Genomic DNA, 24,131 nt, shown 5'->3' with positions numbered 1-24,131 from the left:
CGGGATCGCTTCCTAGCCTGGACCGCGGATCCGCCTTCCCCGGCTCCCGGCGGCTCGCAGAGCCCGTGGCGGGAACGGCATCCGCCCGGTCGGAACGGTATTCGGGATCCTCTGATCGGGAACAGCACCCCGCCCGCACCCGGTCCGCACCCCGCCCGTGCCCTGTCCGCACCCACCCGTGCGCACCCTGGGCGGGCGCCCTTCCGCCCCCTACGACCGGGCGCCGGCCCCTTTCGCCCCCCCACACCGACACCGACACAGGAGTCCCCGTGCCCGCCCCCCAGCCGCTGCCCAGTCCCCAGTCCCGCCCGGACGCCGCCAGCACCGAGATCCTCCTCGACGCCCGGCTCGTCCTCGGCGAGCACCGGTCCGTCGACATCCCCGTGCGCTTCGAGTACCACGCCGACGACCCGCTCGCCGTCGCCCTCGAATTCCTCGGGCCCGCGGCCGAAGGGGGCATCTGGCAGTTCGCCCGCGACCTCCTGTGCGAGGGGCTGCAGAAGCCCGTCGGCCTCGGCGACGTCCGCATCTGGCCGCCCTGCACCTGCCACGGCCGCACGGCCCTGCGCATCATGCTCCGGGGCCACGACGGCACCGTCCTCATCGACCTCCCGCCCCGACAGGTGCGCCGCTGGCTGCGCCGGGAGACCTTCGCGCTCGTCCCCCAGGGCACGGAAGGGAACCTGATCGACTGGGACACCGAACTCCGGGGCCTGGCCGACACCGACTGGCCCGTGTGACCCGTGCCGTCGCCCCGGTGTGCCGGTGGGCGTCCGGCGCCCGCTAGGATCCCGGTGATCTTGGTCGAATCGGGGGGACGGTTACGTGAGCGGTGGTCTGCGGCTGGTGGGGCTCGTCGCGTCGGTACGGATCCAGGCGGTCCTGCTGCTCTCCGTGAGCCTGGTGAGCTGCGTGCCGGCCTTCACGGCGGGAGACCACGGATCGGACCCGGTGCGGGGCGTGCTGGTCGGCGTGATCCTCTTCGTGACGATGTTCTTCGGAATCCTGAAGGCACGTCGGCCCTGGTACGAGACGCGGCTGGAGCACCTGACCCCTCCGCCGCCGACCGCCGAGACGGTCGCGGAGGACAAGACCTTCGACCTGCTCTCCCGTGGCCTCACCGTGCCGTTGCTCCTGGTCCTGGGGATCGGACTCGCGGTCGGCTACGCCACGGGGATCCCGGTCGGCATGTTCCTGGCGGGCATGGCGGCCGGGATGCTCTGGCAGTCCCGCTGGCTGGCGGCCGAGGAGCGGCGGCTGGGCGGCCGCGTCCTGTGCCTCCACACCCCGCCCCGCGTCGCGGCCGACGACCCCAACGGCGCCGCGTACCGTCAGTCCCGCTTCTGGATCGTCCGACCGGCCTCCTGACCCGCTTCCTGCCCGGCCCTTCGACGGCCGGGCACTGCCGGGGCCGCGCGAGCGCGTCCCGCTCCGCCGCCGCCGCGCCACCTGCCGGCCTAGCCGAGGGTGCGCGGAACGCCCGCGCACCGCAGGCTGAAGACGGTCGGCCCGTCGCCCGAACCCCCGAGCGGGCACGGGCCGGCCCCCTGCCGCCCGGCCGTACGCGTTCCGTGCCCCGAAGCGCTCGCCCCTCGGGCCGTTCGCACCCGGCTGATTTCCGCGAAACCCGCCCCTGGCCGCCTCTCGCTCTGGCATGCTCACCCGAACGGCAGCATGCACCGGGTGACCGGTGCCTCACACAGCGTCAAGGGCGGACAGTGCAGTACACGATCAGCGCGACGGCGTTCCTCGCGATCCTCATCGTCATCCGGCTCCGGCGCCGCACCGAGGCGCGCAGCCGCACCGACGAGGCGTTCACCGTCTTCACCGCCGTCGTCTTCGGCGTCCTGATCGCCGCCACCGCCTGGGGCCACGCGATCCTCCAACTCGTCGGGATCGCCGTCGAGGCGACCCACTGACCCTGGCCGCCATCCGGCCGGGGGAGCGGGCGTCGGGCTCCGCCCCACCCCCGAGGAGGGCGGAACCCGACGGCTGTGCGCCCGAGCCGCGCGAGCCGATCGCGCCGACGCTTGTGCGGTGAATCCAGGAAATCCCCGACCGGTCGGGCCGGTCGAATGATTCGATGGTTTTCACATTCCGGCGCGAGGGGGGACGGCTCGTGATACGGATCAGCCTGGGCGCCGAGGGCCTGGGGGCCGTCAGGTTCGCCGTGTCCCCGCTGGACTCCGCGAAGGACCTGCTCTACTCCCTCCGGCGGACCCCGGAGGCGCTCAGCGCCGAGTGGCGGGCCCGGACCAGGGACGCGTTGGTGCAACACCGGCTCGGCCTGCTGGGCGCCGTGGGCGGCGGCGGCCCGTGCGGCTACGCCCCGGACTTCCTGCGGCCCGAGTCGCAGGGCTTCGAGACGAGCGTCGACGCGGCGCTGCACCTGGTCGCCACGGCCCCCGCCGAACGGATCGGCTACGAGCTGGCGTTGGCCGTCAACGGTCATCCGTGGGATCCGGCCTCGGGCCAGGGTGCGCCACGACCGCTCCTCCAGGCGCTGGAGCGCGGCGAACGGTCCTTCGCGCACCGTCTCACCGACGAGATGGCACAGTTCTGGCGCGCGGCGCTGGAGCCGTCGTGGCCCGGCATCCTGGCCCGGTTGGAGGCGGACGTCAGCGCCCGCGCCACCGCCATCGCGCACCACGGGCTCGCCGACACCCTCAACCGGCTGGCCCCGAACCTGGCCTGGCGCGACGGTGACCTGACCCTCCGCCTCCGGCCCGGCAGCCCGCACGGTCTCACGGTGGACGCCCGCGCGGTGGTCCTGGTGCCCAGCGCCTTCGTCAACCAGGCGATCTTCTGCGCCGGGGAACCGGGTGCGCCCGCCCCGCGCACCCCGCTGATCATCTATCCCGCGGCCCCGGCCGACTGCCTCGCGCCGTCGGGCGATGACCGGCTCATCGGCGCGACGAGGGCGAGGATCCTGGCCGAACTCAGCCAGGCCCGCTCCACCGCGGAGCTCGCCAAGCGGCTGTACCTGGCCCCGGCGACCGTCTCCTACCACCTGCAGATCCTGTACCGGGCCGGGCTCGTCACGCGCGAGCGCCGGTCCCACCGGGTCCTGTACCAGCGGCTCGGGGTCCGCCCCCGGCTCGGCGGCGGCCCGGCCTGATGCCGCGACGAGGCGGGTGCGGCCCGTTCGACCGGCGCCGTGTCCTCGGACGCCGGCTGCGGTACGGCGGCACGGCGGTACGGCGGTACAGCGCGGCGGTACGGGGGTACGGCGGTACGGCGCGGAGGATCGGCGGCGCGGCGGGGCGCGGGCCTCCTGGCACGGCGCTACCGTCGCGAGGATGACGGGAAGCGATGCCGACCGGCGGTGGTCCGAGTCCATGCCGACGGCCTACGAGCAGTACCTCGTGCCGGTGCTCTTCCGGCCCTTCGCCGAGGACCTGGCCGCCCGGGCGGTGGCACTCCACCCCCGGCGAATCCTCGAACTGGCCGCCGGGACAGGTGTGTTGACCTCAGAGCTGCTGGCAGCGGCGCCGTCGGCCGAGGTGACGGCCACCGACCTGAACGAGGCCATGGTGGCCTTCGGTGCGGACCGGGCCCCGGGCGCGGTGTGGCGGCAGGCCGACGCGCAGCGGCTGCCGTTCCCGGACGGAGCGGACGGCGGCTTCGACCTGGTGGTCTGTCAGTTCGGCGTGATGTTCTTCCCGGACCGGGTCGCGGCCTTCACCGAGGTCCGTCGGGTGCTGGCCCCGGGCGGCCGGTTCCTGTTCACCACCTGGGGCCCGCTCGGCACGCACGCCTTCGACGCCGCCGTACAGGCCGGGCTGGAGCGGGCCTTTCCCACCGACCCGCCGCGGTTCCTCCGCACCGTCCCGCACGGCTACGCCGACCCCGCCGTGGTGGCCGCCGATCTCGCGGCCGCAGGGTTCACCGTCGAGGAGGAACGGGAGCTGACGCTGGAGGGCCGGGCCGCGTCGGCCGCCGACGTCGCCCTCGGGTTCCTCACCGGGACGCCGGTGCGCGCGGCCGTCGAGGACCGCGGCGACGCCGCCTCCGTCCGGGCCACGGTGGTGGCGGAGGTGACGGCCCGGCTGGGCCCGGGGCCGGTCACCGCCCCGATGACGGCGTACGTCTTCCGCGGCGCAGCCTGACCGCAGGAGGACGCGCCCGCGCGAGGACGGCGCGTGCCGACTCCTGGACGCCGGTGCGGCTCAGGCGGGTTCGCCGTCGGCGGTGCGGCTCAGGCGGGTTCGCCGTCGGCGGGCACGATGGCGCGGGCGGCGGCGAAGAGCCGGGCGCAGCGTCGCGCCATGGCCTCGGGCGTCTGGTCGGGGTGGTTGATCCACCAGCGGACCAGGGCGGTGCACAGGCCGCGCCAGGCGTACATGAGGGCGTCGGCGTCCAGGGGGTCGTCGGTTCCGGCGGCCCGGAGGAGTCCGGCGGTGCCGTCGGCGGCGAGGTCGTCGATGGCGTCGCGGTAGTACGCCGCGCGGTGGGCGGCGTCGCTGCCGGGCGGCAGCGACGGGTCGTAGAGGACGAACCATGCCTCGCGCTGCCCGTCCAGGGCGGCGAAGAGGGCGTGCAGGACGCGCAGCGGCGTGGGCGGTGCGTCGGTGCCGGGTTCGGCCATCGCGGTGCGGATGGCGTCGAGCAGCCGGTCGCCGACCGGGTCGAGGCAGGCGAGGTAGAGGTCCTGCTTGCTGCCGAAGTACTGGTGCAGCAGCGGTTTGGTGACGCCCACGCGGGCGGCGACGGCGGCGACGGTGGTGGCCTCGTAGCCGTGGCGGCCGAACTCCTCGGTGGCCGCGGCCAGGACCTGCCGTTCGCGGTCGGCCCGCGGCATGCCCTTGGTGCCGGCCTTGGAAGGGAGCGTTGTCATGGAACTGATCTTATCCTAGGGTAATTTACCACTGGGTAAATTCCTTGGACCCCGCTGGAGCGCCGCCATGCCTGTCGCCCCGTCCGACCCCGGCTCCCCCCGCACCCGCACCCGCTCCTGGTGGGGCTGGGGCTACGCCGACGCCCACCCCGACGACGCCGAATGCGCCGCGCTGGGAGCCCTCCTGCCGGGCACCCTGGCCCGCCCGCTGCCGGTGCCCCGCATCGCCGACCTGGCCATCGCCCGCCCCGCCGTCACGCCCCCGCCCTCCCTGGCGCACCTGGTCACCGCCGACCCCGAGGCCCGCGCCGCCCACGCCATGGGCAAGGCCTACCGCGACGTCATCCGCGCCCTGCACGGCCGGCCCGGCCGGATCCCCGACCTGGTCGCCCGCCCGACCGGCGACCAGGACGTGGCCGACCTGCTGGACTGGGCCGGCGCACACGGCGTGGCCGTGATCCCCTTCGGCGGAGGCTCCTCCGTCGTCGGCGGCGTGGAGTACCGCGGCGACACCCACCGCGCCGTGCTCTCGCTCGACCTGACCTCGATGGACCGGGTCCTGGAGATCGACACCGTCGGCCGTGCCGCCCGCATCCAGGCCGGAGCCCTCGGGCCGGTCCTGGAAGGCCGGCTGCGCCCGTACGGCCTGACCCTGCGCCACTTCCCGCAGAGCTTCGAGTTCTCCACCCTCGGCGGCTGGCTCGCCACCCGGGCCGGCGGCCACTACGCCACCGTCCGCACCCACATCGACGACTTCGTGCAGTCCCTGCGCGTGATCACGCCCGCCGGAGCCGGCACCTCCTGGCGCCTGCCCGCATCCGGCGCCGGGCCGTCGCCCGACCGCCTGTTCCTCGGCTCCGAGGGCGCGCTCGGCGTCATCACCGAGGCCTGGATGCGCCTACAGGAACGTCCCCGCCACAAAGCCTCCGCCTCGGTGGCCTTCGGCGACTTCCACCGCGCGCTGGACGCCGTACGCGCCATCGCCCAGACCGACCTCGCCCCGGCCAACTGCCGCCTGCTCGACCCCGGCGAGGCCCTGCTCTCCGGCGCCTCCCGCGACGGCTCCACCGTCCTGGTCCTGGGCTTCGAGTCGGCCACCGGCCCCGTCCGCGACCGCCTCGCCGACGCCCTCGACATCGCCCGCGCCCACGGCGGCCGCACCGAGCCGCCGACCCCCGACCGCGACACCGCGGCCGACGCCCCCGCCGACCCGGCCGTCAGCGCCTGGCGCTCGGCCTTCCTGCGGATGCCCTACCTGCGCGACGGCCTGGCCCGGATGGGGGCCGTCGTCGAGACCTTCGAGACCGCCGCCACCTGGGACAGGATCCCCGCCCTGATCGACGCCGTCCGCACCGAGGTGGCCGCCGCGGCCCTGAAGGCGACCGGACACCCCGCCACCGTCAACTGCCGTCTCACCCACGTCTACCCCGACGGCGCCGCCCCCTACTTCACCGTCGCCGTCGCCGGCCGCCCCGGCGCCGAGGTCCGGATCTGGGACGACATCAAGGCCGCCGCGAACGACGTCCTGCACCGCCACCGCGCCACCATCACCCACCACCACGCCGTCGGCCGCGACCACCGCCCCGCCTATGACCGCCAGCGCCCCGACCCCTTCGCCCTCGCCCTGCGCGCCGCCAAAGCCGCCCTCGACCCCCACCACATCCTCAACCCGGGCGTCCTGCTCGACTGACAGTGATGACGCAGCGGAAGCCGGAGCCCCGCGCCCGGTGTGCGACCCGAATCCGGCCCGCTGCGTCAGTGCGGGGCCGAGTCCGGGGGAGACCTGTCGACCCATCCGGCGATCCAGCCGATGGTCTCGGAGGTGTGCGGGCCGTCGGACAGCGCCCTGCCGGTGCCGACGAGTTCGTTCATGCGGATCTTGAACCCGGTGGTGGTGACGTCGGCGATCCGCAGGCCCGGGGTGTCGGGGCCGTTGAAGGTCTGGACGAACGGCACGACGATCACGTTGGCGTTGGCGTTGGCGTTGTCGGGGAAGGGCGACGGGAAGACGACCTGGGTGAAGGTCGAGGTGACCCCGCCGGTCACCTCCGAGGCGTTGGTGGAGTTCAGCTGCAGCTTGCCGGTCTGGATCATGGTCATGGCTTTCTGCCTTTCGCTCATCCGCCGCCGGCCGCGTCCGGTTGACGGTCACACACCCGACGGCGAGGCGCTGCTTCGTGGCTAAACAACCGTGGGTGAGGTGCCCGCATCGGTCAGTGTTCAGAGCGGAGTTCGCCGGTTCGAGCTATCTGTCCGCATACAACTTGTCAGAGCGGGTTGCGTGCGGCATGGCCGGTACGGGGGCCGGCCGCGGCAGCCGACCGAGGCCGACGAGCGGAGGCGCGCCGGGCCCGGTCCGCGCGGCCTACGTGCGCCTGGACGCGGGGGTGTGCCCGGCGCGGTGGCGGGCAGGCATGGGGATGCTGCCCGTAGCCGACGAAGGAGTCGCCCGTGCCCGCGCCGTCCTACCTTCCCGCCATGACCGTGGAGCAGTACCTCGGCCACCTCGCGGACCGGCATCCCGGCTGGCACCGGCTGCTCGACCCGGGCCGGGTCGACGGAGCCACCGCGGCCGGTCAACTCCGCCTGTGGATCAATGAGTTCGACTCCGGCAGCGGCGGGCGGGCCGACTCCTACCGGCGCGCCCACCGGGATCCGCTGGTGCGCTGGACCGGTGCGCGGCAGCTGCTGCGCCTGGCCGCGCCGGAGGCCCGGAGCGGCGGCGGGGCGGAGCCGCTGGTGCTGGACGTGCTGGGCGGGGACGGGCTGCTGGCGCGGGCCTCGGCCCGGCGCCCGGACCAGGCGCCGGACGGGCTGCGGCTGCTGACCGGCGACATCTCCGGAACGATGGTGGCCGCCGCCCTCGCCCACGGCCTGCCCGCCGTGCGGCAGGCCGCCGACCGGCTGCTGCTGGCCGACCGGACGGTGGACGCGGTGCTGCTGGCCTACGGCACCCACCACATCCCGCCCGCCGCCCGCCCCGCCGCGGTCGCCGAGGCCGTCCGGGTCCTGCGCCCCGGCGGCCGGGTCGTCCTGCACGACTTCGAGCCGCACAGCCCGACGGCCGCCTTCTTCCGCACCGTCGTCGACCCCTGCGCCGCGATCCGCCACGACTGCCGGCACTTCACCCGCATCGACCTGCTCGACCTGTTCGCGCCGCATCCCGTCGCGGTGCGCCTGGTCGACGTCTACGACCCGATCACGGTCCGTGCGGCGTCCCCTGACGGCGCGAAGGCCGCCATGGTGGGCCACTTCGCCGCGGCCTACGGGCTGGCCGAGTACCTCGACGACCTCGGCGCCGAGGCCGGCTGGGACCTGCTGACCCGCTCGTTCGACCACACCGCGCACCTCGCGCAGCTCTGCGGCCCGCTCGCGGCGCCCACGCGGCCGTTCGTCCGCCCGGCCGGCGCCGGCTGGATCGCCGAGGTCCCCAGGGTGGCGGTGGTCGCCGTGGCCGAGCGCCGGGCCGGCTGAGCCGGTGCTCCGCTCAGCCGGCCCGGCCCGGCCCGGGTGGGGGAGTCCCGTCAGTCGAGACAGAACTCGTTGCCCTCGATGTCCTGCATCACGATGCACGACTCGTTGAACCCGTCGGCCCGCAGGAGTCGCACGCGCACCGCGCCGAGCGCGACCAGGCGCTCGCACTCGGCCTCAAGGGCGGCGAGGCGCTCCTCGCCCACCATCCCGGTGCCGACCCGGACGTCGAGGTGCAGCCGGTTCTTGACGACCTTGCCTTCGGGGACGCGCTGGAAGAACAGGCGCGGTCCCACCCCCGAGGGATCGACGCAGGCGAACGCCGAACCCTGACGCTCCGTCGGCAGAGCGAGATTGAACGCGTCCCAGTCGGCGAACCCCGGCGGCGGGGGCGGTACGACGTACCCCAACACCTCGCACCAGAAACGGGCGACGCGCTCGGGTTCGGCACAGTCGAAGGTGACTTGGAAGTGCTTGATCGATGCCATCGGTCCACCGTAGTGGCGCGCGCTCCCTCCCGAGAACCCGGTGCGGGGTGCGCGTGTCACGGCGGGCGGTGCCGGAACGGGTGGTGGACGGTCGACAAGCAGCGTGGTGCGTGGTGAGTGCTGCGTGCTGCGTGCTGCGTGGTGCGTCGACCGTCCACCGGGTTGGCTCGCTGCGCCGGTGTCAGTGCGGGTCGGAGTCAGATCCGCTGGGACTGCTCACGGGTCCGGCTCACGGGGTGTAGCTGACCCAGCCCTTGGTGACGGTGGTGCCGGGCGGGCAGTACAGGAGGACGTTCAGGAAGTCGGTGTGCGGGCCGTCGCTCCGGTAGGAGCCGTTCGAGCAGTTGACGTTCACCCACCACTTGGTGGTGCCCCAGGCGTCGCACGAGATGCCGTAGTACCACTGGTCGTTGAGGTATCCGATGGTCGGGGTGGAGCAGTTGAGGCCCTCGACCCGGGTCGGCGACGCCGTCTGCGCCTCGGCGGCCGGGGCCGTGACGACGCAGGCCGCGGCCAATCCGGCCAGCAGACAGCCGGCGATGCCGATCCTCTTGCTCCTGGTGTTCCCGGTGTTCCCGGTGTTCCTGCGCACGATGGTTCCGCCCTCGTTGTCGGTGGTGACAGTGCCGCTGCAACCCGCGGCCGGGACGTGCCTCGATGACGTGCCTCGATGACGTGCTCCGGCGAATATAGGGAGGGATGGTGAAGTTCCGCATATGACAGCGGAAAAGTCGCCACGGCGGTCGCACGCTGCCGCTTCACTCGCGCCCGACCGGCCGGTGCACCAGGCGTGGCGCGCGGGACCGCACGGGTCACCGGAGCCACACCCGCGCGGACGCTCATCGGCCGAAAGCCGCTCCCGCCGGCCGTCCCGCCCCGTCGGCCCCGTTGGCCTGCCGGCCCGCTGCGCCCGGGAGGCCGTCCGGGCGTGTCACGGGTCTGGACAGCGGCGCGGGGGTCGGTCAGTCTTCACCCCCATGACGCTCCCGTTCCCCCAGCAACAGCAACCCCTCGGCGCCGCCGCACGCACCGCGCTGTTCGAGGCGCTCACCGCGGTCGGCGGTGAGGCCGTCGGCCTGCTCGCCGGCTGCCGTGGCGACACCCCGATACCCGGTGCGGAGTGGACGGTCGGCGAGGCCGCCGCGCACCTGGCGATGGCCAACGAGCTGATGGCCGCACTGGCGGCCGGCGAGGAGCGGCCGTACGGGGACGGGACGGCAGGCTCGCTGGCGGCAGCGAACGAGGCCTCGCTGGCCGAGCGGCCGGAGCGGGACCCGGACGTGCTCGCCGAGGAGATCGCCCGGCGGGCACGGGAGTTCACGGCGGCAGCGGGGCCGCGGGCCGGTACCGAGCCGGTGTCGACCCCGCTGGGGCCGATGGACCTGGACACCCTGGGCGCCTACCTGCTGACCCACATGCTGGGCCACCTCTACGACATCGCCGTCGCCCTGGGGCGGCCGCACCCGATCGACCGGCACCGCGTCGGCCTGACGATGCCGTTCCTGCGCGCGGCCATGCCGTGGGTGACGGACGCGCGCGCCGCGGCCGGCCACGGCGCCTGCTACCTGCTGCGGGTCCGGGGCCTGGACGCCTTCGCGGTGACCTTCACGGACGGCGTCGCCGTGGTGAGCCAGGAGCCGCCGCGCCGCCCGGACTGCACGATCCTCACCGAGCCGGTGGCGTTCCTCCTCATCGCGCTGAGCCGCTACACCGCCACCGACGCCCTCCTCCGGGGCAAGGTGCTCGCCTGGGGCCGCAAGCCGTGGCTGGCTGCGGGCTTCCCCGGGCTGTTCGCGGCCCCCTGAGCGCGCCCTGAGCGCGGCCTGAGTGCGGCCGAGGGCGTCCTCGACGGCGGTCAGGACGCGCGGCCCGGTCGCCGGGCGGCCCGGCCACTGGGCGGCCCGGCCACTGGGCGGCCGGGGCGGGTGCTCAGGCGGGCGGTGCCGAGCCGAGCTGGCGCCACATGCCCGCTTCGTCGTAGACCTCCCAGGCTTCGGCGATCCTGCCGTGGGCGAGGCGGAAGACGACCATCTCGTCGACGGTGCAGGAGCGCCCGGTGGGTGCCACGCCGAGGACGGGCGCACGGTGGGTCCCGCTGTAGGGCATGTGCGCGAACACGCGATCGCCCTCGGCGATCAGGATGAGCAGGTCGAAGTGCCAGTCGGGGAACGCGGTGGTCCACTCCCGGGCGATGGCGCGGGTGCTCGCCGGGCCGCAGGGGACGGCGGCGGCGCCGACCCGCAGGACGGCGTCCGCGTCCATGAGCCGGTCGAAGCGGTCGAAGTCGCGCGTGTTCCAGGCCTCGACGAAGGCCTTGACGATCTCCTTGTTGTCCTTGTTGTCCTTGTTGTGGTCCTTCTCGTGGACTTCGGGCCCGGTGGGCGTCGGAACGGCGGTGTCGGACATGAGGGGGGCCTCCTTCGGGTGCTGTCCGGCGGGGTTCGTGGCCGCCGGTCTCGGGGAAACGGATGCCTGAGCGGGCTCCGGAGTTCGCGAACTTTCGAGGACGTGGGCGCATCCTCGAGGTATGAGGTGCTGCGACCCGACCGACGCGGAGCTGGGCGCCCTGGCGCGAGCCGGGGACGGGCAGGCGCTCGCGGTGCTCCTGGAGCGGTGGCGTCCGTCGCTGTACGCGACCGCGATCGGGCTGCTGGGAAGCCGCGCCGACGCCCTCGACGCCCTTCAGGACACCTACCTGGCCGCGCTCGCGCACGTGGGTGAGCTGCGCGAGCCGGCGGCTGCGGGCGCGTGGCTGCGCGCGGTGCTGCGCAGCACCTGCCTGATGCGGATCAGGCAACGCCGCGAGGTGCCGTACGAGCGGGTCGAGCAGGTCGAGCGCGTCGGGCGCCTCGGCCGGGGCGAACCGGCAGACCCGGTGCCCGGGCCCGAGGAGGCTCTCGACCGGACCATGACGCGCGAGTGGGTGTGGCACGCCCTCGGCGGGCTGAGCGAGGAGGAGCGGGTCACGGTGGTGCTGCGCCACTTCTCCCGGTGCACCGGGTACGACGCGATCGCCCGGGTCACCCAGGTCCCGGTCGGTACGGTCCGCAGCCGGCTCAACCGCGCCCGCTCGCGGCTCGCCGAGGCGCTGCGGGCGTCCGCGGAGGGTGCGCCGACGGATCACGCCCGGATGGAGGCCGTGCGTCACCGGCAGTGGCACGAGTTCTACACCGCGCTGCACGAGCGTCCGGTCCCGCGGACCTATCGGGACCTGTTCGCGGCCGACGTCGAGGTGCGTGACGCGGTCGGACGCTGGTCGGGCATCGAGCGGTGGTCCGCCCACGAGCGCGAGGCGATCGCCCGGGGAGTGCGGGCCCGGATCGTCGGGGTCCTGGCCGCTCGGGACCTCACCGTCGTGGAGGTCGACTTCACCAATCCCGCGTCGGCCCCGGGACACTGCCCGGCCCAAGCGACCTTCGTGCACACGCTCGTCGACGGCCGGTCCACGACCCTGCGCATCCACTACCCGCAGGCGCGCTCCTCCGACCGGATCCTCAAGGTCCGGTGATCCTCAGCGGATCCGGCCCGCAGGGGCGTTCGTCTCCGCCTGGCAGGGGTGGGGGAGCGGCTCGTCCTCGGAGAGCAGGGTGGTCCGGACGCGTTGCACGTAGCGGTCCACCAGGTGGCGCAGCACGTGGACGGTGGCGGCGACGTCCGGGTCCGGGACGCCGTCCAGGGCGTCGGCGAGTCCGGTGATGTTGGCCTGTTTCAGCCGGTCGAGTACGGCCTGTCCCTCGGCGGTGAGTTCGACCTGGCGGGCCCGCCGGTCCGTCGCGTCCTGGGTGCGTTCCACCAGCTGCTGGCCTTGCAGGCGGTCGATCTGCCGGGTGACGTGGGAGGGCTTGACCATAAGCCGGTCGGCGAGGTCCCCGATCCGGCTGGCGCCGTCGGCCTCGGAGAGTGCGCGCAGCAGGTAGACGTCCGAGCGGGCGGCGGTGATGCCCGCCCGGGCCATCTGGCGTTCGTGGTGCTGTGAACGCGTCAGCAGGTAGGCCAGGGTGGCCAGTACGGCCTCCAGGTCCGAGGCGGTGGTCCGTTCGTCTTCGGGGTCTTCGGCGTCCGGCATGGGGGAACTGTAGCGATCCGGTGCGGGCCGTGAGGGTGGCCCGGGCGTCCGACCGGATTTCGGACAGATTCGTTCGCTGTCGGGACGGGGCCTTTCGCCGCAACGGAGTGCGAGTTAGCGTGACGGTGAGTTAGTTGCTTAGGGCACGTAAATGGCCCTGGTTGCACCCCTGCCGCACCACCCACGGCGCCACCGCACCGCACCGCCCACGGCGACACCGCACGGCACCACCGGACAGCACCACCCACGGCGACACCGCACGGCACACCCCACCCAGCGCACGGCACGGCACACCCCCACGCTGCGCCACGCACGCCCGAGCCGGCGACGACCCAGCTCCGAGAAGGGAGCCCCCTCATGGCCACGGCCGCCCAGACCCCCCGCTTCACCCACCCCGCCACCCGCGGCGCCTGCCCCTTCGACCCGCCCCCCGCCTACCAGCAGGCCCGCCAGGAGGAGCCGGTCACCCGGGTCTCCCTGTGGGACGGCGCGCCCAGCTGGCTGGTCACCCGCCACGAGGACATCAAGGCCGTCCTCTCCGACCCCCGCTTCAGCTCCGACTCCACCCGCCCCGGTTTCCCGTTCATCAGCGCCGGCATCCGGCAGCTGAACACCGGTCAGCCCACCTTCATCAGGATGGACGACCCCGAACACGCCCGCCTGCGCCGGATGCTCACCGGCGAGTTCATGATCAAGAAGGTCGAGGCGCTGCGCCCGGAGATCCAGCGGATCGCCGACGACCTGCTCGACCGCATGACCACCGGACGCACCGGCGCCGACCTCGTCCACGAGTTCGCCCTGCCCCTGCCCTCCCTGGTCATCTGCCTCCTGCTCGGCGTCCCCTACCGGGACCACGACTTCTTCCAGGAGTGCAGCCGCGTCCTGCTGCACCGCGACTCCTCGCCCGAGGACGTCGCCGCCGCCCAGCAGCGGCTGGCCGACTACCTGGTCGAGCTCACCGAGACCAAGCGCGCCGAGCCCGACGACGGCATCCTCAACCGCCTGGTCGCCCGCGGCGAGCTCAGCACCGAGGAGATCGGCGCGATGGGCCGGCTGCTGCTGGTGGCCGGACACGAGACCACCGCGAACATGACCGCGCTGTCCGTCCTGGCCCTGCTGCGCAACCCCGACCAGCTCGACCACCTGCGCCGCCACCCGGAGTCCGTCACCGGCGCGGTCGAGGAGCTGCTGCGCTACCTGACGATCGTGCACTCGGGCCTGACCCGGGTCGCCACCGAGGACGTCGAGGTCGGCGGCGTGCGGATCCGGGCGGGCGAGGGCGTCATCTGCATGATCAACACCGCCAACCGGGACACCCAGGAGTTCCCCGGCGGCGACGAACTCGACCTGACCCGCGACGCCCGCCGCCACCTCGCGTTCGGCTTCGGCGTCCACCAGTGCCTCGGCCAGCCGCTCGCCCGCCTGGAACTCCAGATCGCCCTCGACACCCTCCTGCGCCGGCTGCCCGGACTGCGCCTGGCCGTCCCGTTCGAGGAGGTCCGCTTCCGCAGCGAGATGCTCATCTACGGCGTCCACGAGCTGCCGATCGCCTGGTGAAACCCCGGCCCGCGCGCCGACACCGCCCGCGCGCCGACACCGTTCACCGCCGACACCGCCGACACCGCCTACCGCCGACACCGCCTACCGCCGACACCGCCTACCGCCGACACCGTTCACCGAATCCAGAGTTCACCGACACCAGGGCCCCACTCGGCCCTGCCCCGAAGGGAACACGCATGCGCGTCCACATCGACCAGGACAAGTGCTGCGGCGCCGGACACTGCGTCGTCGCCGCCCCCGAGGTCTTCGACCAGCGCGACGAGGACGGCATCGTCGTCCTGCTCGACGCCCTGCCGCCCGCCGACCTCCACCAGGCCGTCCAGGACGCCGCCGCCGTCTGCCCGGCCGCCGCGATCCGCCTGGAAACCGCGTGAGCGCACCGCGCCGGATCGCCGTGGTCGGAGCCGGCGCGGCCGGACTGCACACCGTCGAAGCGCTGCGCCGGGCCGGCTACGACGGCCGACTCACCCTCATCGGGGCCGAGGACGCGCCGCCGTACGACCGGCCGCCGCTGTCCAAGCACCTGCTCTCCGGACAGTGGCAGCCCGACCGGCTCACCCTGCGCGACCCCCGGGCCCTGGACGAGCTCCGGCTCGACCTGCGCCTGGGGGTGCCCGCCCAGCGCCTGGACCGCCACACCCGCACCATCCACCTCGCCGACGGCCGCCGGGTGCCCTGCGACGCGGTCGTCATCGCCACCGGGGTCCGCCCGCGCCGGCTGCCCGGCGCCGACACCCCGCTCGCCGGCGCGCACGTGCTGCGCACCCTCGCCGACGCCCTCGCCCTGCGCGAGGACCTGCGCACCGGGGGCCGGCTGCTCGTGGTCGGCGGCGGACTGCTCGGCGCCGAGGCGGCGGCCACCGCCGTCGGACTCGGCGCCGAGGTGACCTGGCTGGTGTCCACCGACACCCCGCTGGCCGCGGTCCTGGGCACCGAGACCGCCGCCCTGCTGACCGGCCTGCACCGCGAACACGGCGTACGGATCCACCGGGGAGCGGCCGCCACCGGCCTCCTGCACCGCAACGGCCGTGCCACCGGCGTACGGCTGGCCGACGGCACCGACCTCGCGGCCGACACCGTCCTGATGGCCGTCGGCTCCGAACCCGCCACCGACTGGCTGGCCGACAGCGGCCTCCGGCTGGAGGGCGGCCTGGTCTGCGACGCCCACTGCGCCGCCAGCCCCGGCGTCTGGGCAGCCGGCGACGCCGCCTCCTGGCCCGACCCGCACACCGGCCGCCACCGGCGCCTCGAACAGCGCACCAACGCCACCGAACAGGCCCTGCACGCCGCCCGGAACCTGCTGGCCGGTCCGGACGGGACACTGCAGGCCTACACCCCGGTCCCGTACCTGTGGACCGACCAGTACGGGCTGCGGGTCCAGGCGTACGGCCGCCCCGGAGCCGCCGACCGCTTCGAACCGGTCGATGGCAGCGTCGCGGAGCACCGCTTCGCCGCCGCCTGCGTCCGCGACGGGCGGGTCGTCGGCGCGGTCGGCATCGGCGCAGCCCGCGCCCTGCGCGGGCTGCGCGCCCAGGTCGCGGCGCACAGCCCCTGGCCGCCCGACCCACCCCGCCCCCCGGCCGAGTAACGGCCCGGGGATCGGCCGCCGCACCGAACTCGGCTCCGCCGCCGTCCGGTTGGAGGGCGTCCCGGCGCCCGAGCCGAGCCCGACCCGGCCGTCAGACCTCGGACGGCCGCCCACCCGACTCGGCGACGACGTGTATCTCGTGGACGGCGTTCCGGTCGCCGGAGAGCGGCTGGACGCGCCCGGCGGAGTCGGTGGCCCGGCAGCGGATTCGGTGCGGGCCCGGGGCGAGGTCGTGGCGCAGGCGGAAGCGCTGCCAGGCCGGGTCCGGGCCGCGCCGGTCGAGCGCGGCGGGCCGCCAGTCGGCGTCGTCCACGGCGATCTCGACGGACGTCACCTCGGTGGAACTCCAGGCGTAGCCCGCCAGTTCGCAGCTTCCGGCGGGCACGGTGCGCCCGTCGACCGGGGTGAGCAGCTTGCTGCTGACGTCCTTCTCGCGCACCGGCCGGGTCTCGCTCTCGCCGGGCAGGACGCGGGTGTACAGGCGGGTGGTGAAGAGGTGGTCGGGGCGGTCGGCGGCCAGCACGATCCGGCTCAGCCACTTGACCGAGTTGGTCCCGAACATCAGGGGTGCCACCGCCCGTACCGGGTAGCCGTGGTCGGGGTGCAGCGGTTCGCCGTTCATGGTGTGCGCGAGGACGACCTCGGCGCTCGCCTGGTCCAGCGGCAGGTCCTTGAGGTAGCTCAGGCCGCTCTCGCCCGCGAAGTCGCCCGTGTCGGCGCCCTCCAGCCAGACGTGCCGGGCCTCCGGGCGCGGGCCGGCGAGCTCCAGGACGGCGGCGAGCGGGACGCCGGCCCACTCCACGTTGGTGACGGCGCGGGTCGGCACGGTGGGGTGCAGCGGGTTGCCGAAGCACTCGTGGACGGCGGTGAAGCGGCGGTGCGGCAGGCCCCGGAGGGTCGGGAAGTCCAGCCGCAGGGGCCGCTCCACCAGGCCCTCGACGGTGAGCGACCAGGTCGCCGGGTCGAGCCGAGGGTGCGGCCCGAGGTGGTTGCGGATGAAGACGTCCTCGACCGGGGTGAGGAAGAGGTCGGGTGTCTCCGGATCGGTCCTGATCATTGCTCATGCCCCCGTGTCGAACGAATCGTTGCGTGCGATCGACAGTACAAGGAGCAACTGACAACGCCCCGGTGGGGGACCGGTCGCGCGATCGGCGGCGGGTCCGCCTGGGTGATCGGCCCGGGGGCGGTGGCGGGGGGCGCGGCGTGTCCGCCGGGCCGGGGCCGACCGCTCTGCGAGCCTGTTCCGCGGCCCGACGCCGGACGAGCCGCACACCGGCCGGCGCGCCGATCCGACCCGAGGAGCCCCCCCTTGCCCCACCGGTTGTCCGTTCCCCGGTTTCCCGCTCGCCGGCTGACGGCCGCCGTCGTGGCCCTGCTCCTCGGGCTCTCCGCCTGCTCAAGCTCCGGCTCCGGTTCCGGAGCGCGCCCGGCCGACTCGCACGGGAGCTCCCCGCCCGCGGACGTGGTGGCCGCGGGCGGTCCGCTGGTCGGCGATCCCACCCTCGTCCCCGGCGAGCAGTCCTGCTCGGCCGCGGAGGGCAACGCCCCGTGGTACCCGACCATCGCGGCCTTCGAGGTCCACGACTCGAACCGGACCCACCGGTACGGGTGCGCGCACTTCGAGGGCGCCCCGTCCGACAACCAGGTCTACGCCTACGGTTCGCAGCAGGTCTACGCCACGCCGTACAACATCGTGGACCGCGGCCCCGACGAGCTCTACGTCTACGGCGGCGGCTACGGCGACGACCCGGGCGCCTCCGGCTCGTTCGTCTCGCGGGTGGAACCCGGGACCTTCAACGAGGTCTGGCGGCAGGTGCTGATCAACACCAACGCGACCGACGAATGGGACTACCCCGGCGTCCTGAACGTCCTGTCGGACGGCAGCCTGGTGGTCATCTACGGCTACCACATCGCCCGGATCGACCCGCAGACCGGCAGGGTCCTCGCCCGGACCACGCTGCCCACCGGCGGATCGGCCCCGCGCGACACCGCGTACAACGGCTACGACGCGCTGCCGGACGGGACCATCGTCGCCAAGACCGTCAACCGGCAACCCGGGTGCACGGAACAGGGGTTCAGCGCCTTCCTCAACTGCCCCGACCCGACGGCCGTACCCCCCTCGATCATGGTGGCGATCGACCCGAAGACCCTCCAGGTGATCTCCCAGGTCACGCTGCCGGAGATGATGGGCGGCCGGATCACCACGTCGACGCTCGACGGCACGCAGGAGATCTACCTGCCGGGCGCCACCAAGCTCTACCGCTACACCTACCGGAACAACGGCTTCGCCCCCGACCCCTCGTGGGGGCCGGTGCCCTACCTCAAGGACGGGCAGACCGCCGCGTCCGCCATGGCCGTCATCAACGACTACGTCGTCGCGATGACCAACGGCGGGAAGCCGACCCCGACCCCGATGAGCGTCGTCGCCGTCTCCCAGAACGACTCGACCGAGGTGGCGAACATCCAGCCGTTCGCCTCCAGCGGCACCAAGAACAGCTTCATCCCGTCGATGGTCTCGGTCGACCCAGAGAACAACCGCGTCTACGCGATGGACGCCGGGGCGGGCAAACTGGCCGGGATCGACCTGTCGAACGGCGCGCTGTCGGTGGCGTGGACACAGGACCAGACGACCCTCAGCTTCACGACCCTGATCGGCCCCAAGGACCAGCGCGTGCTGATCGGAACCGACATCCCGGTGAAGTTCTTCCAGGGGCTCAAGAAGTACACCACCGAACAGGTCGTGTGGCGCCGGGCCCAGGACGGCACCGAACTCGCCCGCTCCAGCCAGCTGCCCAAGATGACCCAGGGGATCCTGGTCACGCCCGGCTACGCCGGACTCCAGTACTTCCTCACCGCGGACGGCCACGTCACCGGCCTCCAGGTCGCACCGAAGCCCGCCTCGCCCACGCCGTCCGCTCCCGGCAGTTCCGCGAAGTCCACGTCTGCGGCGCCGTCCGGGTCGCCGGCGTCCTCGTCGCCTGCCTCACCTTCGCCCGTGCCGTCTGCGTCGTCGCCGGCGTCATCGTCGCCCGGGTCATCGTCGCCGGCGTCCTCCGGTCCGTCCGGAACCGTCACGGTGACCCCGTCCTGAGCCGACCGGGCGAGGCCGCCGTCAGCCGCCTACCCTGAGGGCGTCCTCGGGGTGGAGAGAGAAGGGAATCGCTCGTGATCGAGAAGCTGGACGGACTGCCGGAGAACGTCATCGGGTTCGAGGCCGGCGGCAAGCTCTCCGCCGAGGACTACCGGGACGTGCTGCTGCCGGCCCTGGAGGAAGCGGCGAAGCAGGGCGCGGTGCGCTGCGTCATCGTCATCCGGGAGTTCCACGGCATGACCGGCGGGGCGCTGTGGGAGGACCTCAAGATCGGAATCGAGCACCTGCGGGCCTGGAAGCGGATCGCCCTGGTCACGGACATCGAGTGGATGACCCACGCGACGGCCCTCTTCGGGTGGATGACGCCGGGCACCACCAGGACCTTCCCGCTCGCCCAGCAGGACCAGGCGATCGCGTGGGCGGCCGAGGACTGAACTGAACGCGAGGACGCCGGTGCCACCGGCCGGGCCGGGCCTCAGTCCGCGCTGCCGATGCTCAGCCGGAACGGCCGGGTGCGCCAGTCCCAGCCCCGGCTCAGGACCAGGGCCGCGAAGTCCATCCAGTCCGGGCGCTCCCCGCCGGCGGCGGCGATGACGTGCGGCCACCCCAGCACCGTCCCGTCGTCCAGCAACGGGCCGATGAGGCCGGCGAGCGCGGGGTCCGGCCGGTGCTCCTCCAGCAGCGCGCGGGTGCGGTGCCCGTCGGTGACCAGGAGCCCCCAGCCGCGTTCGCGGCACAGCGCCGCCAGCGCCCGGTACTTGGCGACGTTGACGGCGGTGGCCATCTCGAAGAGTGGCTTGACCTCGACCAGGACGCAGCGCCCGTCCCTCGTGGCGACGAGCAGGTCCGGGAAGTAGGTGCGCGTGCGCCCGTCGAACTCGTAGCCGATGGCCAGCGGCTGCTCCTGGTAGTACGCGATCTGCGGGGCGAACGACAGGAGCTGGACCAGGTGGAGCTCGCTCTCCGACTCGTACGCCACCGCGCGGTCGAGCTTGGGGCAGTGCCACGACCCGGAACGCGGATCGTCGTCGTCCGCCTCGCGCAGCGCGGAGAGTTCGCTCCGCGGGGGAGCGCTCTCGGGTGTGCCGAACCACTCGATCCGGCCCGCCAGGCGCTCCCACCTGGCGGTCGCCCGCTCGATCCGCCCCTGCCGGCCGGCCTCGCGGCGCTGCGCGTCGTGGCGCAGCGTACGGATCGTCATGGCCTGCGCCGCGAGGTTCTCGGCGGGCAGCTTGCGAACCCCGGCCATGGTGGCCAGCAGGGTGACCGCCTGGCGCGGCGCCATGGACGGCACCAGGACCTGCGCCAGGTCGAGAAGCCGCTCGGCGCTGCACGGTCCGTCCGCGGTGTCCGGGCCCTCGGCGCCGTTCGGGCCTTCTGCGTTGCTCGCTCCCGCGGCGCCCTTCGGGCGCCCGTCGTCCGGTGCGGGCCCGTCGAGGCGCCCGAGTTCCGCCACGAGCGTGCGGAGTCGCCCGGTGGCGGGGGCGGCGGAGCGGGCCATCGCGTGCACGGCCCGGTTCTGCAGTTGCCGGATGCGTTCGCGGGAGAGTCCGTGGTCGGCGCCGATCTGCTCCTGGGTCCGGGCGTCCTGGTCGCCCACGCCGAACCGGCTCGCCATGATCCGGCGGTCGCGGTCGCCGGGGATCTCGTCGACGGCCGCGGCCAGGAGTTCGCGCAGCAGCAGCGCGGTGTCGTCGTCGCGTTCGGCGATGGCGCTCCACGGCGGGGCGAGTGTGGCGGCGCCCGGGCACCGGCACTCCAGGGCCCAGTCCTCCAGCAGCAGTTGCCGGGTCTCCCGCCACAGGCGCCGCCCCGCGTCCCGGCGCACCGTCGGATCCTCGGCGGCGAGCGTGCCGACCGCCGAACGGGCGAGGAAGGCCGCCTGCCGTTCGGGGGCGAGGGCGTACCCGGTCAGCTGCTGCCACTCGGCGAGGACCTCGGCCGCGCCGACCGCACCGTCGTCGGTGCTGCCGCCGTCGGTGTTGCCGCCCGTGGTGCCGTCGGCGCCGCCGTCCGGCTCCGGGGCGTGCGCGCCGTCGACCGGCGGCGAGGAACGCGCCCACCGCAGCAGTTCCTCGTCGGTGGCGAAGGCGAACGGCGCGTGCCGCGTCAGGCGCGCGCGGATGGCGCCGACGGAACGGCCGTGCCGGACGGCGAGTTCGTCGAGGCCCAGGCCTTGCCGCCCGCCCTCCAGCAGCCGGACGTCCTCGGCGTCGCTCCACACCCGACCCGACCTCGGACCCGACGATCGATCCTGCACAGTCCCCCCAACACTCGTGACAACAGGCTGGAGTATGCCCGCGCGCCGACCCGGTGAAGCGACGGGGTCAGCGCCCGGCAACGACTGGTACGAACACGAGGCCGGGCCCCACCGCTGGACCTACGACGGCAGCCCACCCAAAGCCGCATGAACCCCCGAAGGATCAACGCGGCGCAGGACTAGGGCTGGAAGAGTACTTCCGGATTGTTCGGCGAGGGGCCGTCCAGCAGCGGACTGTCGGTCCCCTTCAGCGTCCGGTCGAAGAACGCTGTCACGTACTCGCGGGTGATCTCCACCCCGCGTTCCGGGGAGAGGGCCGGCGTCGGGAACCCGGCCTGCTCCTGAAGCAGGTCCAGGTCGGCGAAGCTGAAGTGGTCGGCGCCGGTGACCGTCAGCCACTTCTTGTAGCCGCCGAGGGCGGCCCAGGGGTGCTCCCAATCGGTGTTGGCGGTCGTACCCAGCATGAGGAACGGCCGGTTGATCTGGCCGGGCATCGGGTCCGGGTGGAAGGAGCCGTCCATGTTCACTCCGGCCCGTACTCGCGGATCGGCGATCATCGTGGCGGCGGCCGCCGCTCCGCCGAGGGAGTGTCCGGCCATGCCGATCTCGTGCTTGTCGATGAGGTGTGCCAGGGGCCACGCGGTAGTGCCGTGCGTCAACTGGTCGATCACGAAGGACACGTCCAGCGCGCGGCTGGCGGCGACGGAGTCGAAGTCGAGCGTCGCCGGGGCATCGCAGATCGCGCACGGCGGCGTCTGGCCGTTCGCCAGCGTCTCGCCGCTGTCCTCGTAGGTGTGGCCGACGAGCGCGACGACGTAGCCGTGACTGGCCAGGTCGGTCGCGAGGGAGGTGAGCGTCATGCGCGGGTCCTCGTACGCGGGTGAGAGGACCACCAGCGGATGCTTGCCGCGCTGCGGCCGCGCGCCGTCGAAGGCGTGAGTGGTGACGCCGGCGAGGTTCTGCGGGGTGACGCCGGAGCTCGCAGGCATCTTCCGGTGCCGGAGGACTCCGGCTGCCTCGGCGAGGGTCATGTAAGGGGCCGGTGTGCCGGTCCCGGGGACGGCCGGGTAGACCATCGTGACGGTCAGTCGGCGGGGGCCGGATGACGGCACCCACGGGTCGGGACGGCTCGCGTCGGTGAGGTGGATGACGTCCTCGCCGGCGGCGTAGGGGCCGGTCGGCGCGGGGAGCGCGCCTTGGAAGGACCGCGTGGGCGCGGTGGCTGTGGCCGGTGCGGTGTCGAACGCGTGCGTGGCCACCGGTGTGGCCGACGGTGTGGTCGTGGCGGCGAACCCGGCGCCGGTTCCGGTGACGAGGGTGGCGAGCGCCAGCACCGCGACAGCACTGATACGGCGCTTGCGTTTCATCCTGCCGGCCGGGCAGGGGCGGGCGGCGGTGTTTGAGTGTCGATCGGTCATGGCCCCACGATGTCGCACCGGGCGGAGCCGGGTCGGCAGTGTGAACCCACCGGCCGGACGGGGGGTAAACCCTACCCCCGCTGATGGGTTCTCCTCGCTGCCGGCCCGGCGCCGGTTCCGGTGACGAAGATGTCGACGCGTAGCAGCCCCGGGTCCTGTTCGACGTGGGTCCACATCGAATCCGGTCCGCGACCCGAACAACGCGGCAGCCTCCCCAGCCTGGTGCGACACCGGCGCGACACCCGTCACGGCCCGCCCGTACTGATCCGCTGTCGACGGAGGGCCCGGCAGCCGCCGGTAGGGTGCCGGGATGATGGCCATGCCGGAGGAGTTCGCGCGGAGCACCGTCGAGCGCGAGGGGGAGGTCGGGGCGCGGTGGATCGCCGAGGTGCCCGGGATCGTGGAGGAGCTGCTGGGGCGCTGGGGGTGCGTGCCGGACGGCGAGGTCATGCACGGAGGCGTCGGTGTCATCGTCCCGGTACGGGGTCGGGCCGGGGAGCCCGCGGTGCTGAAGGTGTCGTTCCCGCATCCCGGCAACGTCCACGAGCCGGACGCGTTCGTGGCGTGGGCCGGGCGGGGCGCCGTCCTGCTGCACGAGCGCGACGACGCGCGGTACGCGATGCTGCTGGAGCGGGTCCGGCCCGCGACCCTGGCGGAGGTCGAGGACGGCGACGAGGTGGTGACGGTCGCCGGGCGGCTCAACCGCCGCCTGGCCGTCCCCGCGCCGCCCGGCCTGCCCCGGCTGCGCGGGCAGGCCGAGGCCTGGGAGGAGCAACTGCGCCGGGACGACGAGGAACTGGCGCATCCGCTGCCGCGGCCGGTGCTGGACGCCGCCGTGGCGACCGTCCGGGAGCTGGGCCCGGTCCAGCCGGACACCCTCGTCCACGGCGACCTCCACGCCGGGAACATCCTGCGCGCCGGCCGCGAGCCGTGGCTGGCCGTCGACCCCAAGGGGTACGTCGGGGATCCGGCCTACGACGGCGGCACCCTGCTGAAGTCGCGCGCCCTGACGCTCCTCGAAGCGGACGACCCGCGCAGGGCCGTCCACCGCATCCTGGACGTGTTCGCCGAGGCAGCCGAACTCGACCGCGAACGCGTCCGGCGGTGGGCCCAGTTCCACGCCGTCCAGGCCGCGTTCTGGGGGCGCCGGCACGGGTTCCGGATCGCCCGCAGCGGGCCGCGACTGGACTGGCTCACCGCGTTCGCCGACCGGTTGGCGGAGGCGCTCACCGAGGGGTAGCTCCCGGCGCCGGTCCCGGTCCCGGGCCCGGCCCCGGCTTCCGATCGGCGTGGCCGCCGTCCGGGTGCGGCACTACGCTGGTCGAACCGGTGGACGCCCTGGGCGAGTTGAC

At 73.9% G+C, this 24,131-nt stretch carries 24 protein-coding genes; 15 read left to right on the top strand and 9 right to left on the bottom strand.

The features are described from left to right. The first annotated feature begins 269 nt into the window (after nt 1-269). From ABTY56_RS06385 to ABTY56_RS06365, 5 genes are all read left to right on the top strand, one after another. Nucleotides 270-740: an SsgA family sporulation/cell division regulator gene (locus ABTY56_RS06385; RefSeq protein ID WP_350627125.1), complete on the top strand. Its 471-nt coding sequence runs from the start codon at nt 270-272 to the stop codon at nt 738-740. An 85-nt stretch (nt 741-825) separates the two neighbouring features. Then, a complete protein-coding gene (locus ABTY56_RS06380) occupies nt 826-1,368 on the top strand; it encodes a hypothetical protein (protein WP_350627123.1) in 543 nt (180 codons plus the stop codon). 350 nt (nt 1,369-1,718) lie between these two features. After that, nucleotides 1,719-1,919, top strand: coding sequence for a hypothetical protein (locus ABTY56_RS06375; RefSeq protein WP_350627121.1), 201 nt, complete (start codon nt 1,719-1,721; stop codon nt 1,917-1,919). Nucleotides 1,920-2,119: 200 nt separating this feature from the next. Beyond that, the gene (locus ABTY56_RS06370; protein ID WP_350627119.1) at nt 2,120-3,118 is read left to right on the top strand and encodes a winged helix-turn-helix domain-containing protein; all 999 of its coding nucleotides are present in this window, start codon (nt 2,120-2,122) and stop codon (nt 3,116-3,118) included. A gap of 181 nt (nt 3,119-3,299) precedes the next feature. Then, nucleotides 3,300-4,109, top strand: coding sequence for a class I SAM-dependent methyltransferase (locus ABTY56_RS06365; RefSeq protein ID WP_350627117.1), 810 nt, complete (start codon nt 3,300-3,302; stop codon nt 4,107-4,109). A gap of 89 nt (nt 4,110-4,198) precedes the next feature. Here ABTY56_RS06365 and ABTY56_RS06360 read toward each other — a convergent pair whose 3' ends face one another. Continuing rightward, entirely contained in the window at nt 4,199-4,837 is a 639-nt protein-coding gene (locus tag ABTY56_RS06360) for a TetR/AcrR family transcriptional regulator (protein WP_350627115.1), read from the bottom strand. Nucleotides 4,838-4,904: 67 nt separating this feature from the next. Here ABTY56_RS06360 and ABTY56_RS06355 point away from each other — a divergent pair, with 67 nt between their 5' ends. After that, on the top strand, nt 4,905-6,527 hold the full coding sequence (locus tag ABTY56_RS06355; protein ID WP_350627113.1) for an FAD-binding oxidoreductase: 1,623 nt from the start codon (nt 4,905-4,907) through the stop codon (nt 6,525-6,527). 65 nt (nt 6,528-6,592) lie between these two features. Here the strand turns inward: ABTY56_RS06355 and ABTY56_RS06350 are convergent, their stop codons facing one another. Further along, nucleotides 6,593-6,937, bottom strand: a complete 345-nt coding sequence (locus tag ABTY56_RS06350) for a hypothetical protein (RefSeq protein WP_350627111.1) — start codon at nt 6,935-6,937, stop codon at nt 6,593-6,595. Nucleotides 6,938-7,315: 378 nt separating this feature from the next. Here ABTY56_RS06350 and ABTY56_RS06345 point away from each other — a divergent pair, with 378 nt between their 5' ends. Beyond that, entirely contained in the window at nt 7,316-8,311 is a 996-nt protein-coding gene (locus ABTY56_RS06345) for a class I SAM-dependent methyltransferase (protein ID WP_350627109.1), read from the top strand. 50 nt (nt 8,312-8,361) lie between these two features. On the opposite strand, the gene ABTY56_RS06340 is transcribed toward ABTY56_RS06345, so the two are convergent. Beyond that, on the bottom strand, nt 8,362-8,796 hold the full coding sequence (locus ABTY56_RS06340) for a VOC family protein (RefSeq protein WP_350627107.1): 435 nt from the start codon (nt 8,794-8,796) through the stop codon (nt 8,362-8,364). A gap of 229 nt (nt 8,797-9,025) precedes the next feature. After that, nucleotides 9,026-9,388 (bottom strand): hypothetical protein, encoded by a 363-nt coding sequence (locus ABTY56_RS06335; protein WP_350627105.1) that lies wholly within the window; start codon nt 9,386-9,388, stop codon nt 9,026-9,028. A 385-nt stretch (nt 9,389-9,773) separates the two neighbouring features. Here ABTY56_RS06335 and ABTY56_RS06330 point away from each other — a divergent pair, with 385 nt between their 5' ends. Beyond that, nucleotides 9,774-10,601, top strand: coding sequence for a maleylpyruvate isomerase family mycothiol-dependent enzyme (locus ABTY56_RS06330; protein ID WP_350627103.1), 828 nt, complete (start codon nt 9,774-9,776; stop codon nt 10,599-10,601). Between the two features lie 124 nt (nt 10,602-10,725). Here ABTY56_RS06330 and ABTY56_RS06325 read toward each other — a convergent pair whose 3' ends face one another. After that, nucleotides 10,726-11,202, bottom strand: a complete 477-nt coding sequence (locus tag ABTY56_RS06325; protein WP_350627101.1) for an ester cyclase — start codon at nt 11,200-11,202, stop codon at nt 10,726-10,728. A 121-nt stretch (nt 11,203-11,323) separates the two neighbouring features. Between ABTY56_RS06325 and ABTY56_RS06320 the strand changes: the two genes are divergently transcribed. Then, a complete protein-coding gene (locus ABTY56_RS06320) occupies nt 11,324-12,304 on the top strand; it encodes a sigma-70 family RNA polymerase sigma factor (protein WP_350627099.1) in 981 nt (326 codons plus the stop codon). Between the two features lie 3 nt (nt 12,305-12,307). Here the strand turns inward: ABTY56_RS06320 and ABTY56_RS06315 are convergent, their stop codons facing one another. Beyond that, complete coding sequence (locus ABTY56_RS06315) at nt 12,308-12,862, bottom strand: MarR family winged helix-turn-helix transcriptional regulator (protein WP_350627097.1); 555 nt, start codon at nt 12,860-12,862, stop codon at nt 12,308-12,310. Nucleotides 12,863-13,219: 357 nt separating this feature from the next. Between ABTY56_RS06315 and ABTY56_RS06310 the strand changes: the two genes are divergently transcribed. From ABTY56_RS06310 to ABTY56_RS06300, 3 genes are all read left to right on the top strand, one after another. Next, nucleotides 13,220-14,419: a cytochrome P450 gene (locus ABTY56_RS06310; RefSeq protein WP_350627095.1), complete on the top strand. Its 1,200-nt coding sequence runs from the start codon at nt 13,220-13,222 to the stop codon at nt 14,417-14,419. Between the two features lie 179 nt (nt 14,420-14,598). Continuing rightward, entirely contained in the window at nt 14,599-14,796 is a 198-nt protein-coding gene (locus ABTY56_RS06305) for a ferredoxin (RefSeq protein ID WP_350627093.1), read from the top strand. Further along, nucleotides 14,793-16,010: an NAD(P)/FAD-dependent oxidoreductase gene (locus tag ABTY56_RS06300; RefSeq protein ID WP_350627091.1), complete on the top strand. Its 1,218-nt coding sequence runs from the start codon at nt 14,793-14,795 to the stop codon at nt 16,008-16,010. The genes ABTY56_RS06305 and ABTY56_RS06300 overlap by 4 nt, the downstream gene beginning before the upstream one ends. 91 nt (nt 16,011-16,101) lie before the next feature. Here the strand turns inward: ABTY56_RS06300 and ABTY56_RS06295 are convergent, their stop codons facing one another. Then, nucleotides 16,102-17,067, bottom strand: a complete 966-nt coding sequence (locus tag ABTY56_RS06295) for a molybdopterin-dependent oxidoreductase (protein ID WP_350627089.1) — start codon at nt 17,065-17,067, stop codon at nt 16,102-16,104. Between the two features lie 252 nt (nt 17,068-17,319). Between ABTY56_RS06295 and ABTY56_RS06290 the strand changes: the two genes are divergently transcribed. Together ABTY56_RS06290 and ABTY56_RS06285 are read left to right on the top strand one after the other, a co-directional pair. Beyond that, nucleotides 17,320-19,101, top strand: a complete 1,782-nt coding sequence (locus ABTY56_RS06290) for a hypothetical protein (RefSeq protein ID WP_350627087.1) — start codon at nt 17,320-17,322, stop codon at nt 19,099-19,101. A gap of 74 nt (nt 19,102-19,175) precedes the next feature. Further along, on the top strand, nt 19,176-19,535 hold the full coding sequence (locus tag ABTY56_RS06285; protein ID WP_350627085.1) for a SpoIIAA family protein: 360 nt from the start codon (nt 19,176-19,178) through the stop codon (nt 19,533-19,535). Between the two features lie 41 nt (nt 19,536-19,576). Here the strand turns inward: ABTY56_RS06285 and ABTY56_RS06280 are convergent, their stop codons facing one another. Next, nucleotides 19,577-21,325, bottom strand: coding sequence for a TnsA endonuclease N-terminal domain-containing protein (locus ABTY56_RS06280; protein WP_350627083.1), 1,749 nt, complete (start codon nt 21,323-21,325; stop codon nt 19,577-19,579). 215 nt (nt 21,326-21,540) lie between these two features. After that, complete coding sequence (locus ABTY56_RS06275; protein ID WP_350627081.1) at nt 21,541-22,779, bottom strand: alpha/beta hydrolase family protein; 1,239 nt, start codon at nt 22,777-22,779, stop codon at nt 21,541-21,543. Nucleotides 22,780-23,089: 310 nt separating this feature from the next. On the opposite strand from ABTY56_RS06275, the gene ABTY56_RS06270 reads away from it, so the two are divergent. Further along, a complete protein-coding gene (locus ABTY56_RS06270; protein WP_350627079.1) occupies nt 23,090-24,019 on the top strand; it encodes an aminoglycoside phosphotransferase family protein in 930 nt (309 codons plus the stop codon). Nucleotides 24,020-24,131: the final 112 nt, after the last annotated feature.

Origin of the sequence: Kitasatospora sp. NPDC097691, from assembly GCF_040302665.1 — a bacterium.
Lineage (GTDB): Bacteria > Actinomycetota > Actinomycetes > Streptomycetales > Streptomycetaceae > Kitasatospora.
This window is presented reverse-complemented; position numbering and strand designations above follow the sequence as displayed.